The organism is Pseudomonas sp. BMS12 (assembly GCF_001592875.1).
GTDB lineage: Bacteria > Pseudomonadota > Gammaproteobacteria > Pseudomonadales > Pseudomonadaceae > Aquipseudomonas.
In genome coordinates this window covers 1-14,505 of record NZ_LSOF01000004.1, presented here as the reverse complement: position 1 = coordinate 14,505, position 14,505 = coordinate 1, and the positions used below count along the sequence as shown (strand labels likewise).

The 14,505-nt window shown below is 64.9% G+C and carries 19 protein-coding genes; 9 read left to right on the top strand and 10 right to left on the bottom strand.

All coding sequences use genetic code 11. From position 1 onward, the window contains the following. Positions 1-71: 71 nt before the first annotated feature. Complete coding sequence (locus AYB31_RS02275) at positions 72-662, bottom strand: NAD(P)H-dependent oxidoreductase (RefSeq protein WP_068825380.1); 591 nt, start codon at positions 660-662, stop codon at positions 72-74. A gap of 151 nt (positions 663-813) precedes the next feature. Between AYB31_RS02275 and AYB31_RS02270 the strand changes: the two genes are divergently transcribed. The 4 genes from AYB31_RS02270 (at position 814) to AYB31_RS02255 (ending at position 3,343) form a co-directional block, all read left to right on the top strand. Beyond that, entirely contained in the window at positions 814-1,137 is a 324-nt protein-coding gene (locus AYB31_RS02270; protein WP_068825378.1) for a putative quinol monooxygenase, read from the top strand. A 173-nt stretch (positions 1,138-1,310) separates the two neighbouring features. Next, entirely contained in the window at positions 1,311-1,568 is a 258-nt protein-coding gene (locus AYB31_RS02265) for a transmembrane sensor/regulator PpyR (protein ID WP_068825376.1), read from the top strand. Further along, positions 1,555-2,739: an NnrS family protein gene (locus AYB31_RS02260; protein ID WP_068825374.1), complete on the top strand. Its 1,185-nt coding sequence runs from the start codon at positions 1,555-1,557 to the stop codon at positions 2,737-2,739. The genes AYB31_RS02265 and AYB31_RS02260 overlap by 14 nt, the downstream gene beginning before the upstream one ends. Before the next feature lie 145 nt (positions 2,740-2,884). Next, the gene (locus tag AYB31_RS02255; protein ID WP_068825372.1) at positions 2,885-3,343 is read left to right on the top strand and encodes a hypothetical protein; all 459 of its coding nucleotides are present in this window, start codon (positions 2,885-2,887) and stop codon (positions 3,341-3,343) included. A gap of 60 nt (positions 3,344-3,403) precedes the next feature. On the opposite strand, the gene AYB31_RS02250 is transcribed toward AYB31_RS02255, so the two are convergent. After that, positions 3,404-4,297, bottom strand: coding sequence for a class I SAM-dependent methyltransferase (locus tag AYB31_RS02250; RefSeq protein WP_082805173.1), 894 nt, complete (start codon positions 4,295-4,297; stop codon positions 3,404-3,406). Between the two features lie 121 nt (positions 4,298-4,418). Here AYB31_RS02250 and AYB31_RS02245 point away from each other — a divergent pair, with 121 nt between their 5' ends. Then, positions 4,419-5,267 carry a CAP domain-containing protein gene (locus tag AYB31_RS02245; RefSeq protein WP_068825370.1) on the top strand — a complete coding sequence of 283 codons (849 nt, stop codon included), beginning with the start codon at positions 4,419-4,421 and terminating at the stop codon, positions 5,265-5,267. A gap of 12 nt (positions 5,268-5,279) precedes the next feature. Here the strand turns inward: AYB31_RS02245 and AYB31_RS02240 are convergent, their stop codons facing one another. After that, positions 5,280-5,933: a peroxiredoxin gene (locus AYB31_RS02240; RefSeq protein WP_068825368.1), complete on the bottom strand. Its 654-nt coding sequence runs from the start codon at positions 5,931-5,933 to the stop codon at positions 5,280-5,282. 164 nt (positions 5,934-6,097) lie between these two features. Next, positions 6,098-6,526 carry a helix-turn-helix domain-containing protein gene (locus tag AYB31_RS02235; RefSeq protein WP_068825366.1) on the bottom strand — a complete coding sequence of 143 codons (429 nt, stop codon included), beginning with the start codon at positions 6,524-6,526 and terminating at the stop codon, positions 6,098-6,100. A gap of 73 nt (positions 6,527-6,599) precedes the next feature. Here AYB31_RS02235 and AYB31_RS02230 point away from each other — a divergent pair, with 73 nt between their 5' ends. Then, positions 6,600-7,100: a DUF2938 family protein gene (locus AYB31_RS02230; protein ID WP_068825365.1), complete on the top strand. Its 501-nt coding sequence runs from the start codon at positions 6,600-6,602 to the stop codon at positions 7,098-7,100. A gap of 6 nt (positions 7,101-7,106) precedes the next feature. On the opposite strand, the gene AYB31_RS02225 is transcribed toward AYB31_RS02230, so the two are convergent. Together AYB31_RS02225 and AYB31_RS02220 are read right to left on the bottom strand one after the other, a co-directional pair. Continuing rightward, positions 7,107-7,553, bottom strand: a complete 447-nt coding sequence (locus AYB31_RS02225; RefSeq protein WP_068825362.1) for a hypothetical protein — start codon at positions 7,551-7,553, stop codon at positions 7,107-7,109. Between the two features lie 75 nt (positions 7,554-7,628). Further along, on the bottom strand, positions 7,629-7,994 hold the full coding sequence (locus AYB31_RS02220) for an STAS/SEC14 domain-containing protein (protein ID WP_068825360.1): 366 nt from the start codon (positions 7,992-7,994) through the stop codon (positions 7,629-7,631). A 227-nt stretch (positions 7,995-8,221) separates the two neighbouring features. On the opposite strand from AYB31_RS02220, the gene AYB31_RS02215 reads away from it, so the two are divergent. Further along, the gene (locus AYB31_RS02215) at positions 8,222-8,821 is read left to right on the top strand and encodes a DJ-1/PfpI family protein (RefSeq protein WP_068825358.1); all 600 of its coding nucleotides are present in this window, start codon (positions 8,222-8,224) and stop codon (positions 8,819-8,821) included. 214 nt (positions 8,822-9,035) lie between these two features. Here AYB31_RS02215 and AYB31_RS02210 read toward each other — a convergent pair whose 3' ends face one another. Continuing rightward, a complete protein-coding gene (locus AYB31_RS02210; RefSeq protein ID WP_068825356.1) occupies positions 9,036-9,716 on the bottom strand; it encodes a GNAT family N-acetyltransferase in 681 nt (226 codons plus the stop codon). Positions 9,717-9,898: 182 nt separating this feature from the next. On the opposite strand from AYB31_RS02210, the gene AYB31_RS02205 reads away from it, so the two are divergent. Further along, positions 9,899-10,642: a class I SAM-dependent DNA methyltransferase gene (locus AYB31_RS02205; protein WP_068825355.1), complete on the top strand. Its 744-nt coding sequence runs from the start codon at positions 9,899-9,901 to the stop codon at positions 10,640-10,642. Between the two features lie 271 nt (positions 10,643-10,913). Here the strand turns inward: AYB31_RS02205 and AYB31_RS02200 are convergent, their stop codons facing one another. The 3 genes from AYB31_RS02200 to AYB31_RS02190 all read right to left on the bottom strand — a co-directional run bounded on the left by AYB31_RS02200 (position 10,914) and on the right by AYB31_RS02190 (position 13,248). After that, entirely contained in the window at positions 10,914-11,501 is a 588-nt protein-coding gene (locus tag AYB31_RS02200; protein WP_068825353.1) for a hypothetical protein, read from the bottom strand. Positions 11,502-11,512: 11 nt separating this feature from the next. Beyond that, the gene (locus AYB31_RS02195; RefSeq protein WP_068825351.1) at positions 11,513-12,124 is read right to left on the bottom strand and encodes a hypothetical protein; all 612 of its coding nucleotides are present in this window, start codon (positions 12,122-12,124) and stop codon (positions 11,513-11,515) included. A gap of 422 nt (positions 12,125-12,546) precedes the next feature. Continuing rightward, a complete protein-coding gene (locus tag AYB31_RS02190) occupies positions 12,547-13,248 on the bottom strand; it encodes an FMN-dependent NADH-azoreductase (RefSeq protein ID WP_068825349.1) in 702 nt (233 codons plus the stop codon). A gap of 119 nt (positions 13,249-13,367) precedes the next feature. On the opposite strand from AYB31_RS02190, the gene AYB31_RS02185 reads away from it, so the two are divergent. Next, positions 13,368-14,267 (top strand): LysR substrate-binding domain-containing protein, encoded by a 900-nt coding sequence (locus AYB31_RS02185; RefSeq protein WP_068825347.1) that lies wholly within the window; start codon positions 13,368-13,370, stop codon positions 14,265-14,267. The last annotated feature ends 238 nt before the right edge of the window (positions 14,268-14,505 follow it).

Genomic DNA, 14,505 nt, shown 5'->3' with positions numbered 1-14,505 from the left:
CCGGGCGGCAGAGGCTCAATCTAGAGCGTGCCGTCCGGCAGTTCAACGATCACGGGCAAGCACCCGGTGCGCTATGCCTGGGCGGGCAGCATCGCGCTCAGGTGCTGCTGGTAACGCAGTACATCGGCCTCGATGTTCGGACGCTTCATCACGTCCACGCAGAGGAAGGTCGGCAGCGGGGTCATGCCGAGGAACTGGTTGGCCTTGTGGAAGGGGAAGTAGACCGCGTCCACGCCCTTGGCCTCGAAGAAGTCGCTCGGGTCGTCGAAGGCCTGCTGCGGGGCGTTCCAGGTCAGCGAGAGCATGTACTGCTTGCCCTGGATCAGGCCGCCGCTGCCGTATTTCTGCGAGGCGTCGGAGCGAGTGCGGCCGTCGTTGGCGTAGAGGCTGCCGTGGCCGGCGGTGAATACCTCGTCGAGGTACTTCTTCACGGTCCAGGGCGCACCCATCCACCAGCCGGGCATCTGATAGATGATCACGTCGGCCCAAAGGAATTTCTGCACTTCCTCGTCGATGTCGTAGCCGCCGTCGATGAAGGTTTCCTTGAGCTCGAAGCCGGCATGGTCGAGGTGGGCGAGGGCGGCTTCGTGCAGGGTGGCGTTGTAGCGGCCGTCGGAGTGGGCGAACTGCTTGCCACCGTTGAGGAGCAGGATCTTTTGCATGGCGTGAGCCTCCATCAATGAATGGACGGCAGGCTAATGACCCTGGGGTTGGGGAAAAACCCTGTGCCGAGCAAATGATATTTGCTGCAAATGCATGAGTTGATGATTGGTACTTGCGTTAGGGTTGATAAAAACCTGCCAGGAGTCAGCCATGACCACGCCCTACGGATTCATCCTGCATGCCCACGCCCGCCCGGAGATGGCCGAGGCCTTCGCGGCGCTGTTCAGCGCCTATGTCGAGCCGAGCCGCGCCGAGGCTGGCTGCATCGAGTACCACATGCTGCGCGACGCCCATGACCCGTGCCTGTTCATCTTCTTCGAGGTCTGGCGGTCGCGGGAGCACCTGGCATTGCACAGCGCGTTGCCGCACATGCGCGAATTCCACGAACGACGCATGGAATACCTGCAGCGCGATTTCGAGATCCGCGAGATCGAAATGCTCAGCCCGGCCAGCAAGCCTGCCATCACACCGTGATGCTGTGTTGTTGTTCTGACTTTATGTTGTCGTAATGACTCTTTTGTGTGGTGAGTCATTACGACTATCTGTTATTAAGTATTTGTTATTTAAGTAAAAAATAAGTGGCACGCTTTCTGATTGAAGCAAGGTGGCAGGGGCGTAAGGCCCCCGACTTCAAGGGAGGCGCCACCATGATCGAGTTTCTGAGTTGCCCGAAGAACCTTCTGCGTGTGTCCGGTCAGATGCTGATTGTCGGCCTGCTGATGCTGCTGGCCGGCATAGGTGCCGGCTACGGCCTGGAGGGGCAGCTCAGCATCGCGGCGCTGGTGATCGCCCACTCCGGCGTGGTGATCGGCCCGACCCTGCTGAAAATCGGCTACGTGATGCGCCTGATCGCCCAGCACTACCTGCGCAAGGCCGACCAGGAGCCGTGCCGTGCAGATGCTTGATCGCAAGGCTGCCCTGGCCATAGCGCCGCTCTGGCGCCTGGCTTTTCGGCCGTTCTTCCTGGGCGGCGCCCTGTTCGCCCTGCTGGCCATCGCACTCTGGGCCATGGCCCTGGCTGGCCATGTTGGCGTGCAGCCCCTCGGCGGCCTGCTGGCCTGGCACCGTCACGAGATGCTGTTCGGTTTTGGGCTGGCGATCATCGCCGGTTTCCTGCTCACCGCCGTGCAGACCTGGACCGGCCTGCCCAGCCTCGCCGGTCGTCCGCTGCTGGCATTGTTCCTGCTCTGGATCGTGGGGCGCCTGGCCTGGTTCCCGCCGCTGCCGGCAGTGGCCCTGGTAGCGATTGAGCTGGCGTTCGTACTGGTGCTGCTGCTGGCCTTCGCGCGGCTGATCTACCGGGCCAGGCAACGCCACAACGCACCCATCGTGCTGCTGCTCGGTCTGCTCGCCGCCTGCCAGGCCCTCACCCTGCTGGGCCTGCTGCATGGCGACGACGCGCTGCAGCGGCGTGGCGTGCTGGCCACGCTGTGGCTGGTGGCGGCGCTGATGGGCATGATCGGCGGGCGGGTGATTCCCTTCTTCACCCAACGCGGCCTGGGGCTGAGCAGCCAGGCGCCGGCGCGCCCCTGGCTGATGTGGAGCCTGCTCGGCGGTTCGCTGGCCATCGCCGGGCTCACGGCCGCGGGTTTCTCCCTGCAGCCGCATGTGATGCTGACGCCGCTGTTCCTGCTGGTCGCCGGATTACACGGCCTGCGCCTGTGGCACTGGTATCGGCCCGGCATCTGGCGCGTGCCGCTGCTCTGGTCGCTGCACCTGGCCTACGCCTGGATGGCGCTGGCTGCCCTCGGCATGGCGCTCTGGCACCTCGGCTGGCTGCAGCAACAGAGCCTGGCCAGTCATGCCCTGGCCGTGGGCGCCATGGGCGGGCTGATTCTGGCCATGCTGGCGCGCGTCAGCCTGGGCCACACCGGCCGTGCGCTGACCCCGCCAGCGGCCATGACCTGGGCCTTCGTCCTGCTGCACCTGGCGACAGGCTGCCGGGTGCTGCTGGCCGGCTTCACCTCATACGGGCTGTGGCTGGCGGCATTGGGTTGGTGCCTGGCCTTCGCCCTGTTCCTGCGCCATTACGCGCCGATGTTGTGGGCGGCGCGGGTGGACGGTCACCCGGGATGAGGCGGCAAGGCTTGTCCCGGCTGCGGCAAGGCAGTGCCGTCCGGGGCTCAGGGTAAATGTCTGAAAGCCAGTTGCCATGCGCCCTGCAGGGTTATGGCGCGCATCCTGCTTGATAGGCGGCGAAGAACATTTGCAGGGATTGGTCATGACCACCATCAACAGCACTTCGCCACTGGCCACTTACCTGGCCAGCGTCAGCAAGTCAGCTGCCAGCAGTTCGAGCAGTGCCGAGGAAAACACCAACAGTGACCCCATCGCCGAGCTGCGCCGCCTGGCTTCGCAGATGGTGGCGCGCAGCGAGGGTGGCCTGCTGCGTGCGCTTAACAGCAGCAACCAGTCGTCTTCCACGTCGGCATTGGCCAGTGATCGCGTCGGCCAGAGCAGTGGCCAGGGCAGCAGTGGCACGCAGATCCAGCTGCCCGATGTTTCGGTCATGGACCGCGACGACGCGGCCAAGCTGCTGGTGCAGGTCGACAAGCTGATCGACGCCGGCCTGGGTGACAGCGGCAGCTTCGTCGGTTTCAACGACGGCCAGCAGACCGACTCGCTGGCCACCTACCGCGACTGGCTGCAGGAGAAGGGCGGTATCAGCGTCTACGTCTGAGAACCTGCTTACGATCTCCTGACTGTCGGCCAGACTGCGTTAAAAGCGGTCTCAGAATGCTCATTTACCTCTCGTAAACTGCGCTTCTTCGTCCGTTTTTGCCTTGTCTGGCTCTAATTCAGAAGACCGGAAACAGGTTCTGATCGCCTGTAGCGTATAGCTCAGCGGCACGCGCGGGCGGTCGTGGCGCAGGCGCCATTCCTCGTCGGCGCCCATCTCCATCTGCCCTGGCAGGGCTTCCCAGGGCAGGCTGTCGTGTTCCTCCAGTCCGGTGATCTCCAGCCCGTAGCGCAGCAGGGCGGATACAACCTCGCCCAGGCCGTGGTTCCACTCGTGGGTCACCGTGGCCGTCAGCGGTCGCTCGGTCCGCATATAGGTTGCGTCATCGTCCCAGACCATGGGTTCGGCGTGCTCGAAGTAGGGATGGCGGATCACCAGCTCGTCCTGCCGCTCCTCGTCCAGGCTGAACATCAGCGGATGCCCTTCGCGCAGGAACAGGCGCCCGCCCGGTTTGAGCAGGGTGGCGACGTTGCGCGCCCAGTCGTCGATGCGCGGCAGCCAGTTCAGCGCACCGATGCCGGTGTAGACCAGGTCGAAACTCGCCGGCTGCAGCACCTGCGCGGCGTCATAGACCGAGGCCTCGACATAGTCGATGGCGCTGTTGCAGCGCGCCGCCAGCCGGCGTGCCTGCTTCAGCGAAGCCGTGGAGAAATCCAGTCCGGTCACCTGCGCGCCCAGGCGGGCCAGGGACAGGGTGTCGGTGCCTATATGGCATTGCAGGTGAACCGCACGCAGCCCGCTGATGTCAGTGAGGCGGGGCCGGTCGAAGCGCACCACTGCGGAGAGGTGGTCGGGGTCAGCGACGAAGCGTTCGGCCTCGTACTCCGGCGAGGCGGCGTGCAGTTCGGCGCGGTCGTCCCAGTTGGCGCGGTTGAGGTCGAAGGAGTCTTGCATGGCGGCATTCCTTTGCGTGGGGTCATGACCCTAGCCGCGCAGCTGGCCCCGGGCAAGCTGGCATTTCATCTCGGCGGCACAATCGCGCATCATGAGTGCCAGCCGATCAAGGGAGATCTACATGCGTTTGAAGTCATCCGTTGCGTGTCTCGTCAGCCTGGTGCTCGGGCTGCTCACCACGGCGGTGCAGGCCGCCGACGAGGCCCAGTTGATCGAGGCGATCAATGCCTACCGCAGCCAGGTGCAGCGCTGTGGCGAGCAGGCCTCGCCGGAATTGCCGCCGCTGGCGGTCGATGCGCGCCTGATCCTGCCGGCCAACGGCAGCGCCAATCTGCAGGACGCCCTGGCCCGGGCCGGCTACCCCATGGTCAATGTGCAGGCCATCAGTCTGTCCGGTCCGCGCGATGCGGGCGCGGCCATGCAGGCGCTGCAGGAGAGCTTCTGTCAGGTGGTGCTGGACCCGCAGTATGTCGATATCGGTGTGAGCCGCGCCGAGCGCGACTGGCGCATCGTGCTGGCGCGGCCGCTGCTCGGTGGGCGCCTGGGTGACTGGCAGGCCGAAGGGCAGAAGCTGCTGGAGCGTATCAATCGCGCCCGTGGCCAGGCACGTCAATGTGGTGACAGGGATTTCGCCGCCGCCACGCCGCTGAGCTGGAATACCACCCTGGCCAGCACTGCGGAAAGCCACAGCCGGGCCATGGCCAACGGCAACTTCTTCGACCACCGCGACCCGGACGGCCGCACCCCGGGCGACCGCGCCGAGCTGGCCGGCTACAGCGGCCAGCGCATTGGCGAGAACATCGCCGCCGGGCTGGACGAGGTGGACAAGGTGGTGCTCGGCTGGCTGGCCAGCCCCGGCCATTGCGCCAACCTGATGAACCCGCAGTTCAGCGAGCTGGGCGCAGCCTATGCGGTCGACCCCAAGAGCAACGCGGGTATCTACTGGACCGCGCTGTTCGGCGCGCCCTGAGGTGCGCTCGCGTCAGGCCGGCGCCTTGGCGGTACGCAGGTAGGGCAGCTTGATGTCGAGCGGGCCGTACTTTTGCTCGGCCTGTTCGTTGTTCAGCGCCAGGGCAACGATCACATCCTGACCGGCGGCCCAGTTGGCCGGGGTGGCCAGCGGCACGTTGTAGGTCAGTTGCAGGGCATCCAAGGCGCGCAGCACCTCGGCGAAATTGCGCCCCACGCTCATCGGGTAGGTCATCGCCAGCTTGAGCTTCTTGTCCGGCCCGATGATGAACACCGAGCGCACGGTGGCGCTGTCCGCCGGGGTACGGCCATCGGGCAGGTAGGCCTCGGCCGGCAGCATGTCGAAGGCCTTGGAGACGGCCAGGCCGTCGTCGGCGATGATCGGGAAGTCGGCTGCGCAGCCGCCGAAGTGCTCGATATCGGTCTTCCACTTCTTGTGCTCGTCCACGCCGTCCACCGACACACCGATCACCTTGGTGTTGCGCTTGCGCCACTCGCCGGCCAGTTGGGCGACGGCGGCGAACTCGGTGGTGCACACCGGGGTGAAGTCCTTGGGGTGGGAGAACAGGATTGCCCAGCTGTCACCGATCCAGTCATGGAAATTCAGGCTGCCCTGATCGGTTTCGGCGCTGAAGTCGGGGACGCTGTCGTTGATGCGAAGTGCCATTGCCATCTGCTCCATGTGGGTTGAGTCCGGGAAACTCTATAGCAGGTTTCACCGCGCCTGCTGTCCGCGCGCGCCTGCCAGGGTGTTGCGCGCTCATGGGGCGAGCTGACCGGCAATCGCCTGCATTCTGTCTTCCTTGGGGCGCGCAGCCTGGTCGCTGCTCTTTAGTCTGCCGGCGGCGTGCGGGCTCTGTGCTTGCCGGATGCCTTGCTCGCCAGCCCCATCAGGCGTTGGAACTTGGCGCATTGCAGGTGGTTTTCCTCCGGACAGTCGGCCGCGTGGCGCAAGCCGTCGCGGATCGAGCTGAGCTGGCGGATGCGCCGGTCCACCTCGTCGGCGCGCTGGCGCAGACGCTCGCGGTCGATGGCCGGCGTGCCGTCGTTGCCGAGCATTCCGGCGATGTCCTCCAGGTTGAAGCCGGCACTGCGGCCCAGGGCGATCAGCGCCAGGCGCTGCAATACCGTCTCGTTGAAGACCCGCCGCAGGCCGTTGCGGCCGATGGAGCGGATCAGGCCCTTTTCCTCGTAATAGCGCAGCGTCGAGGCGGGCAGGCCGGACCAGCGCGCCACTTGTCCGATATCCATCTCTTTCATGCTTGACCTCAAGTCGACTTGAACTGGCAGGCTGTTCAGCAAGGCCTTTCAGGCAGATTAGAAGGAGATAGCCATGACAGTCGAGATGCTTCTGCAAACCCTCCTGCTCGGTGTGGGCGCAACCCTGCTGCTGGACCTCTGGGCCCTGCTGCGCAAGCGCCTGTTCGCCACCCCAGCGCTGGACTATGCCCTGGTCGGGCGCTGGCTCGGGCATATGCGCCATGGTCAGTTCCGCCACGCGGCGATCGGCAAGGCGCCGGGCGTGCGCGGCGAGCGGCTGCTGGGCTGGGGTTTCCATTACCTGACCGGCGTACTCTTCGCCGGCCTGTTCCTCGTGCTCGTCGGGCCGCAGTGGCTGTGTGCCCCGGCGCCTCTGGCGGCCCTGGCCTTCGGTGCGGCGACCGTCGCGGCGCCGCTGCTGCTGATGCAACCGGCCTTCGGCATGGGCATCGCCGCCGCGCGCACGCCCGCACCCTGGGTGGCGCGGCGGCGCAGTCTGCTCAGCCATCTGGTGTTCGGTGCCGGTCTGTATCTGGTCGCGCTGGCGGTAGGCGGGTGGGGCTGCGCGGCATGAGTGCGCTCAGTGAATATCGCCGCAGAAGATGTCGTAGCCGCCATCCGCAGGCGCCGTGCGCAGCACCAGGGCATACGGCGTGGCGCGCAGCGTCGCCAGCGGCACCTGGGCGCTGCGCGACAAACGCCAGCCGTCGACCGGGCCGAGGCGAGAGGTCAGCACCGTGTTGTTCAACTCGTAGGCCGGCTGCGCACCAGGCTTCGCGCAGCTGCCGGCGTACACGTAGGCATACAGGCGCACGGGCTGGGTCATGCCCAGCGGCACGCCGCTGATGAAGGCCGACAGCTCGGTGCGCTCGCCGCGTGGCGACAGCGTCGCCTGGCCGAGCCTGCCGGCATTGCGGGGCGTCGCCGTGAGCTTGACCTCAATACTGTCGCCAGCGCCGTCGCTGCCGGAACAGCCGGTCAGCCAGGCACCGAGCAGGATTGGCAGCAACAGGCGGCTTGCGCGCATGGGCAGGTTTCCTTCGGGGCGTTATCGCTCGTGGGAGTCTAGCCCGGCGCGTGCCGGTGCTCGGTCAGCGCCAGGTCAGCCTTGCAGCCAGGCCTCGGCGCTGGCCTCCTGGCCCTGCTCGAAGGCCTTGACCGTCAGGCCCGGAATCAGCGCGCCCTCGATCTGGCTGGCAGTACGCAGCCACTGCTTGTCGGCCACCACGGCCATGCGCTCGAAACGCCGGACGAAGCGGAACATCTGTGGCAGGCGCGACATCTCCACGCCGATGGCGCCAAGGGTCGGCATCTGGAATTCGCCGATGCGATAGAGCATGCGGCCGTGCTCGATGCCTTCCGCCTTCAGGCTCAGCTCGTCGAGCGCGCTGTGCATGGCCTGGCTGTCGAGCTTGCCGGCGAAATCCACATCGAGGCGGTTCTCGCCATTTCGCGTTACCTGGAACATGAGCAATCCTCCCTAAACAGGCTGCTCTTTCCACCATACGCCGGCTGAGGGTGAGTGGGCTTTTCTGGATGATCGGTCGCCAGTGACGCCGCGTCTATTCCCGCAGAGCGCCGTAGGTCGAGTGAGTGCGGCCCGGCTTCTGTTCCGCTATTGCCATGCGCCACTGTGTCTATTGTTCGGGCGTGCTCAGCCGGAGAATTCACGGACTTCATCGCGCCGGGGCTGCCATGCACATCGCCATCCTTACCTTCGACGGCTTCAACGAACTGGATTCGCTGATTGCCCTGGGCATCCTCAATCGCATCAAGGCACCGGGCTGGCGTGTGTCCCTGGCCGCGCCGAGCGCCACGGTCACCTCGATGAACGGCGTACAGCTGTACCGCCAGGCCGAGCTGGACGAGATCGAGGCTTTCGACGCGGTGCTTGTCGGTAGTGGCATCAAGACCCGCGAGATTGCCCAGGACACCGCCGTGATGCAGACCCTGGCACGGCTCGATCCCACACGGCAACTGATCGGCGCCCAATGCTCCGGCACCCTGTTGCTGGCGAAGGCAGGATTGCTGGCCGATATTCCGGGGTGCACCGACCTCACCAGCAAACCCTGGGTGCAGGAGGCTGGTATCGAGGTGCTTGAGCAGCCTTTCTTTGCGCGCGGCAACCTGGCGACCGCCGGCGGCTGCCTGGCTTCCATCTACCTCGCCGCCTGGGCCCTGGCGCGTCTGGTCGGGCGCGATGCGGCGGCCGAGGCGCTGCACTACGTCGCACCGGTAGGGGAGAAGGAGGCATACGTCGAACGGGCGCTGGGCAATATCGGGCCTTATCTGTAGACACGAGCCTGGTCACGCAGCTTCTGGGCTGATGGGGGGACTTGCCAGGCGTTCACCTGTGTTAGCGAGTCAGTAGCGCTGCTGCCCGCACGTGGCTGTATCCGCGCCCGTAAATGTCCGCGGGCTGCACGCTCCGGAAACACCATTCACCGTCGCTCCCGCGCTGGCGGGAGCCTTGGTACGGGGAAGCCTCCGCTTTTTCCGCAGCCTTTCTCTAAGTCAGCCGCTCAGCCACCAGCGCCTGAGCCTGGCGGGCCAACTGGTCGAGCAGGTAGTCGCGCTTGCGCTCCGCGTCGCTCATGGCCTTGCTGCCGTTCTGCTTGAGCAGGTAGGTGTGGATCTGCCGCACGTCCTTGGACTGGAAGATCGGTGCCAGGTCCTGCACCGCCACCAGGCCGTTGGAGCTGTAGTCGCGGGTATTGAGCAGCACCTGCGGCCCGCGCGCGGCGAGCACGCGAAAGCCCAGCGCTTCGAAGATCGGCACCTGGCTGGCCACGCAGGCCAGCTCGGCATGCGGGCGGCGAGCGGTCATCTGCTGCAGCATGGCGCGGGCAATGCCGTGCCGGCGCCGGCTGGCCTGCACGGCCAGGTAGACCAGGGTGCAGGCCTCGGGATCGTCCTGGCTCGGCAGGTACAGGGCAAAACCCAGCACCTGGGACGGGTCGTCATCATCCAGGGCCAGAATCAGTCGCGCGCTGCTCGCCACGGCGCTGTCCATGGCCTGCAGGTACAGGTGCACCTCGTAGCCGATCACGTACTGGTACAGCTGGTAGAGCGGGTTGCTGGGCGTCAGTGGCGCCGGGCTGATGTCGCTGAAGTAGTCCACCACCATCTGCAGCACCTGGCTCTTCAGGGCTTCCGGTGGAGGGGTATCGAGGTGGACGAGGGTGAACATCGGCAATCTGGCTCCGGGTGTGCCCGGCAGGGGCGGCGGCATTGTAACGCCCGGGCGCCCGGGTAGTGGTACTGCCAATCTTGCTGGCTTGCAGCCTGCAGGCCAATAAATTCAGGCCATCCAGCGCTCCGGCCTGTATGATGCGCGACCTCAAAAATGCCGGTTGAAACCGCCAGGTCGCCATGTCCGCCAATGCCCTCTACACCGACCTGTCCGGTTACTACGACCTGATGTGCGCCGATATCGACTACCAGGCGCAGAGCCACTGCATCCACCGCCTGCAGCAGCTGTTCGGCAACGGCGGCAGCCGCCACCTCGACCTGGCGTGCGGCACCGGGCCGCATGTGCGCCACTTCCTCGATGCCGGCTACCAGAGCGGCGGGCTCGACATCAACCAGCCCATGCTGGACCGCGCGGCCCTGCGCTGCCCGCAGGCGCGTTTTTCCCTGCAGGACATGTGCGCGTTCAACGTGGACGAACCGCAGGATCTGATCACCTGCTTCCTCTACTCCATCCACTACAGCGCCAGCATCGAGCGCCTGCAGGCCTGCATCGCCAGCGTGCATGCTGCGCTCAGCGTGGGTGGCGTGTTCTGCTTCAACGCGGTCGACAAGCACAAGATCGATAACGCGCTCTCTGTCAGTCATAGCGCCCAGCACGATGGCAGCCAGTTCCGCTTCAGCTCCGGCTGGCACTACGGCGGCGCCGGCGAGCGGCAGTCACTGAAACTCAACATCGCCAGGACGACGGCGGGGCAAACCCAGGTCTGGCACGACGAACACCCCATGGTGGCCGTGGGCTTCGCCGAGTTGCAGGAACTCCTGCGCCCTTACTTCGAAGTGCATGTGCTGGAGCACGACTACGAGAAGCTCCTGCCCTGGGACGGGGCTTCCGGGAACGCCCTGTTTGCTTGCGTGAAGCTGTAGGGCGGGGCTGTCGAGGCCGGACAACTGCGATGCCGCCGGCATCGCGGCTAAAGCCGCTCCCACACAGCCTGAACTGACACTCTGTCGCTCTGTGGGAGGGGCCTTGGCCGTGACCCCTTTTACGGAAGATGCCACTGGTGCCAGGCGAGGATCCACATGCAGCGGCAGAGGGCTCCCGTGAGAGGGGGCTTGACCGGCTTGTTTAACCCAGTGGCCTGGGAAATAAATCTGCTGCCTTGTCTCGGCCCCTTTCTCAGTCGGCTTTGCAGGCTTATTTAGTGACCAGCAGCCCTTGTTGCACGGCGTCTTCCAGGCTGCTCTGCGCCAGATGTGTCAGCACATTGTCTGCGGATTCGTTGAAGGGTAGCGCGAAGATCAGCAGCAGCTGCATCCAGGTGGTCATGGTTTCATGCTTCTCGACACGGCCCAGTACCTTGCCCTGGCCGTCCTTGAACACAGTTTCCATTGTCAGCGTGTTGTCGTACTTGCCGGGGATGAGGAACAGGGTGAAGCCGGTGATGAAGGCACTGGCCATGCTTCCGCGCTCATGGTTGGTGACCTGTACGGACGCGTAGATATCGGAGGTTTGCTGATCGAGGGTGACGCTCTCGAACTGCTCGCTGCCCTGATATTCCTTGAGTACCAGCTCTGCCAGCTTGGCCTGATTGAAACCTGCGCCGGCGGCGTTACCGTTGAACAGGTACTGGCCCTCTACCTTAAGGTAGAGGCTGGGTTTGTCGCTGCTGGTGGCAGCCGGTGGCCATTGTGTGATGGGGCTCAGATCATCGTGGGAGTAAGTGGCGCAGCCCGTCAGGCTAAGCAGCAGGGTGGCCAGCAGCAGGGAGAAAATCCGGTTCATGGTGTGTGTCCTTAGGGCTTTTTGGCCAGTTGCTGGAGGCTATCCTGCAGCAGTTGTTCGACCAGCTCGTTGAGCTGGGTGGCGCCGAGGGAGATATTGAAATAGTCGTCATCCCACAGGCCGGTGTTCTGTTCCAGGTGCAGCGTCTTCTGGCTGCTGGCGAGGTTCTTGCCCTGCGCGTCCTCGAAGGTCAGCGTGCCTGTAAGGTCGTACTTGTCGACATAGATAGGACCGTTGAACCAGATCCAGCCGGTCAGGGTCAGGATGGCGCCGGGAAAATAGCCTGGATGAGGGGTGCGCTTGCCTTTCAGCGAGCTGAACTCCAGCTTGAGCAGGGCATCCTGCTCGCCGAGCGTGGCTGGAAAGCTGATCACTTCACGGAAGTACTCGCCGCGCTCAATGCGCTTGTTCAGCTGGGCGGTGAACTGGCTGCCCAGATTCTTGCGGACTTCGGCGTTGATGCTGCTGTCCGAGACCACCACGTCATCGACCATCACGGCTTGTTGGCGAGGTGTGCTGGCTTTCTGTGCCGGTTCGCTGATGGGGCCGGCGGGATTGAAGGAGACGCAGCCTGTAAGGCTCAGGCTGAGTAGGGCTGCTACAGCATAATGCAGGGTTTTCATTGAGCGTCCTTGTTCATGGAGGCGATGTGCCACTGTTGGGCGGGCGACATTTTAGCGATTGTGAGCGGTAAGGGAAGGTGTGTTTCCTGATCATTCAAACGCGGGTGTGGGAATGATCAGGCTGGCAGGCAACTCGGAGTCTGAGCCCCCGTCAGAAATCCGGGCAAAGGTGCTGCGTAGGGGGCTCGAGGCGTGGTGCTGAGCTAGTATCGATGGGGCAGACGGCCGATCGCGATGCTCTCGTAGCGGCGCTGTGGGTGTGGGCGGCGTAGCCCCCGCATCGCGGCTAAAGCCGCTCCCACACAGCCTGAACTGACACCCTGCTGCTCTTGCTTCTCGTAGGAGGGGCACTGGCCGCGACCACTGCAACTTCGGTTCTGCCTGTGTCGCGGCCAAGGCGGATGGCCGCGCCTCCTACAAGTTCAGGCCGGCTCTGGCGTGCGTTCTGTCTGCAGCGCCTGCTGCAACTCCACCACCAGCGCATCGACCTTGTGCAGGGCCTGCTCGACCGAGGCGGCCAGCAGTTCACCGCCGAATTCCTGGCCCTCGATGGCGATCTGGTGCACGCGGGTGATGCCGATGAAGTCGAGGGCGGTGATCAGGTTCGGCTCCAGGTGGTTCATGTGCGCCATCTCGCCACCGGGGCCAAAGCCGATGCCACCGCGGGCGCTGAGGATGACCAGGTGGCGTGGGCGGTCGGCCAGTTTCGCAACATAGGGATCGAGCGGATTGCTGGTGTCGATATCCACCGTGCGGCCAGCGCGCACGATCTGGTCGACCCAGGCCTTGAGTGCGGCCGGCATGCCGAAGTTGTACAGCGGCGTGCCGATCACCAGCACGTCGGCGGCCAGCAGTTCGTCCACAAGCAGGTCGCTTTCCGCCAGGGTGTCGCGCATCCACTGCTCGCGCTGCGGCTCCGGGGTGAAGGCGGCGGCGATCCAGTCATGGTCGATAAACGATGGCGGGTTCTGGCCGATGTCGCGGTAGGTGACGTTGTCCTGCGCGCGGCGGGCCAGCCACTGGCTGACGAAGCGCTGGCTCAGGTTGCGGCTGTGCGAGCCGTGCAGATCCTGCCCGGCGAGGCCGGGGCGGGCGCTGGCATCGAGGTGCAGTAGGTGTGACATGTTGAGTCTCCTGCTTGAAGTTGTACTCAGGTGTGTTTCGCAGCAGACTCAGGCTATTGCCCACCGAAATTGGCGACAAACGATCATTATTTTTCGCTATGCCTGAGAGGAACTCATTCATGAGTCAGCGCTGGCTACCCTCGCTCTCGGCCCTGCGTGCGTTCGAGGCGGCCGCTCGCCACGAGAGCGCCAAGCAGGCGGCGGAAGAACTCTCGGTGACCGCCACGGCGATCAGTCACCAGATTCGCGCGCTGGAGGAATCGCTCGGCGTCGCGCTGTTCCTGCGCAAGCCGCGCCAGCTCGAACTGACCGCCCAGGGGCGCGAGCTGCAGCAGGTGCTGGAAAGCGCGTTCGACAGCATCAGCGCCACGGCCAAACGCCTCAGTGCCAAACCTTGCCGCCAGGCCATCACCCTCAGCACCACGCCGGCGGTGGCGGTGCGCTGGCTGCTTTCCTGGGTGTGCCTGTTGCGCGATGCCCATCCGGATATCGACCTGCGCATCCACGCCTCGCACGAGCCGGTGGCGCTGGATGGCGTCACCGCCGATATCGCCATCCGCTACGGCGACGGCCGCTGGCCGGGGCTGGTGGCGGAGAAGCTGTTCGACAACACCTTCATCCCGGCATGCAGTCCGTTGCTGGGCCTGCAGGATATGGCCGATCTGCCGCGGCATTCGCTGATTCACTTCCGCAACCAGGCGGTGGCTTCGTCGCCGCTGGACTGGGCGCTGTGGCAGAAGCAGGCCCAGGTGCCGGGACTGGATGTCAGTGCCGGGCTGGTGTTTTCCGACGAGACCCACGCCGTGTCGGCGGCCATCGGCGCGCAGGGGGTGGCGTTGATGAGCCGGCAGTTGATCGAGGATGAGCTGAGGGAAGGGCGGCTGGTGCAGCCGTTCGGGCCGGAGCTGGAGGGTAAGCCGTTCTTTCTGGTGTATCCGGAGGGGCGGCGGGATGAGCCGGCGATCAGGGCGATAAGGGAGTGGGTGATGGCGGTGCCAGGGGGGCTTTGTACGCTTTAGTTTTGTTCCGCGGTTTTCGTGCCGCTGCTCGTTTTTGTGTTTGTTGATACATCTGTTCCGCCCTGCTGGGCGGGTTCCTTTTGGCAGTCGCCCGGATGGCCGGCCCCCAAAAGGAACCAAAAGGTCTTGCCCCTGCATCCGGCCCTGCGCTTCGCTCCGGGTTGAATCGCCCCTGGTTTCGTAGACATCTCCAAGCCTCATAATGAGGTCCATCAGGAGGTGCCATGAGCAACCAGCG

What these genes read in the sequence shown, in the direction of transcription:
- AYB31_RS02235 (WP_068825366.1), bottom strand. Translation starts at nt 6,526, where the DNA reads ATGAAAGAGATGGATATCGGACAAGTGGCGCGCTGGTCCGGCCTGCCC.
- AYB31_RS02240 (WP_068825368.1), bottom strand. Translation starts at nt 5,933, where the DNA reads ATGGCACTTCGCATCAACGACAGCGTCCCCGACTTCAGCGCCGAAACC.
- AYB31_RS02220 (WP_068825360.1), bottom strand. Translation starts at nt 7,994, where the DNA reads ATGTTCCAGGTAACGCGAAATGGCGAGAACCGCCTCGATGTGGATTTC.
- AYB31_RS02185 (WP_068825347.1), top strand. Translation starts at nt 13,368, where the DNA reads ATGAGTCAGCGCTGGCTACCCTCGCTCTCGGCCCTGCGTGCGTTCGAG.
- AYB31_RS02265 (WP_068825376.1), top strand. Translation starts at nt 1,311, where the DNA reads ATGATCGAGTTTCTGAGTTGCCCGAAGAACCTTCTGCGTGTGTCCGGT.
- AYB31_RS02190 (WP_068825349.1), bottom strand. Translation starts at nt 13,248, where the DNA reads ATGTCACACCTACTGCACCTCGATGCCAGCGCCCGCCCCGGCCTCGCC.
- AYB31_RS02225 (WP_068825362.1), bottom strand. Translation starts at nt 7,553, where the DNA reads ATGCGCGCAAGCCGCCTGTTGCTGCCAATCCTGCTCGGTGCCTGGCTG.
- AYB31_RS02270 (WP_068825378.1), top strand. Translation starts at nt 814, where the DNA reads ATGACCACGCCCTACGGATTCATCCTGCATGCCCACGCCCGCCCGGAG.
- AYB31_RS02275 (WP_068825380.1), bottom strand. Translation starts at nt 662, where the DNA reads ATGCAAAAGATCCTGCTCCTCAACGGTGGCAAGCAGTTCGCCCACTCC.
- AYB31_RS02245 (WP_068825370.1), top strand. Translation starts at nt 4,419, where the DNA reads ATGCGTTTGAAGTCATCCGTTGCGTGTCTCGTCAGCCTGGTGCTCGGG.
- AYB31_RS02230 (WP_068825365.1), top strand. Translation starts at nt 6,600, where the DNA reads ATGACAGTCGAGATGCTTCTGCAAACCCTCCTGCTCGGTGTGGGCGCA.
- AYB31_RS02210 (WP_068825356.1), bottom strand. Translation starts at nt 9,716, where the DNA reads ATGTTCACCCTCGTCCACCTCGATACCCCTCCACCGGAAGCCCTGAAG.
- AYB31_RS02195 (WP_068825351.1), bottom strand. Translation starts at nt 12,124, where the DNA reads ATGAAAACCCTGCATTATGCTGTAGCAGCCCTACTCAGCCTGAGCCTT.
- AYB31_RS02255 (WP_068825372.1), top strand. Translation starts at nt 2,885, where the DNA reads ATGACCACCATCAACAGCACTTCGCCACTGGCCACTTACCTGGCCAGC.
- AYB31_RS02200 (WP_068825353.1), bottom strand. Translation starts at nt 11,501, where the DNA reads ATGAACCGGATTTTCTCCCTGCTGCTGGCCACCCTGCTGCTTAGCCTG.
- AYB31_RS02205 (WP_068825355.1), top strand. Translation starts at nt 9,899, where the DNA reads ATGTCCGCCAATGCCCTCTACACCGACCTGTCCGGTTACTACGACCTG.
- AYB31_RS02250 (WP_082805173.1), bottom strand. Translation starts at nt 4,297, where the DNA reads ATGCAAGACTCCTTCGACCTCAACCGCGCCAACTGGGACGACCGCGCC.
- AYB31_RS02215 (WP_068825358.1), top strand. Translation starts at nt 8,222, where the DNA reads ATGCACATCGCCATCCTTACCTTCGACGGCTTCAACGAACTGGATTCG.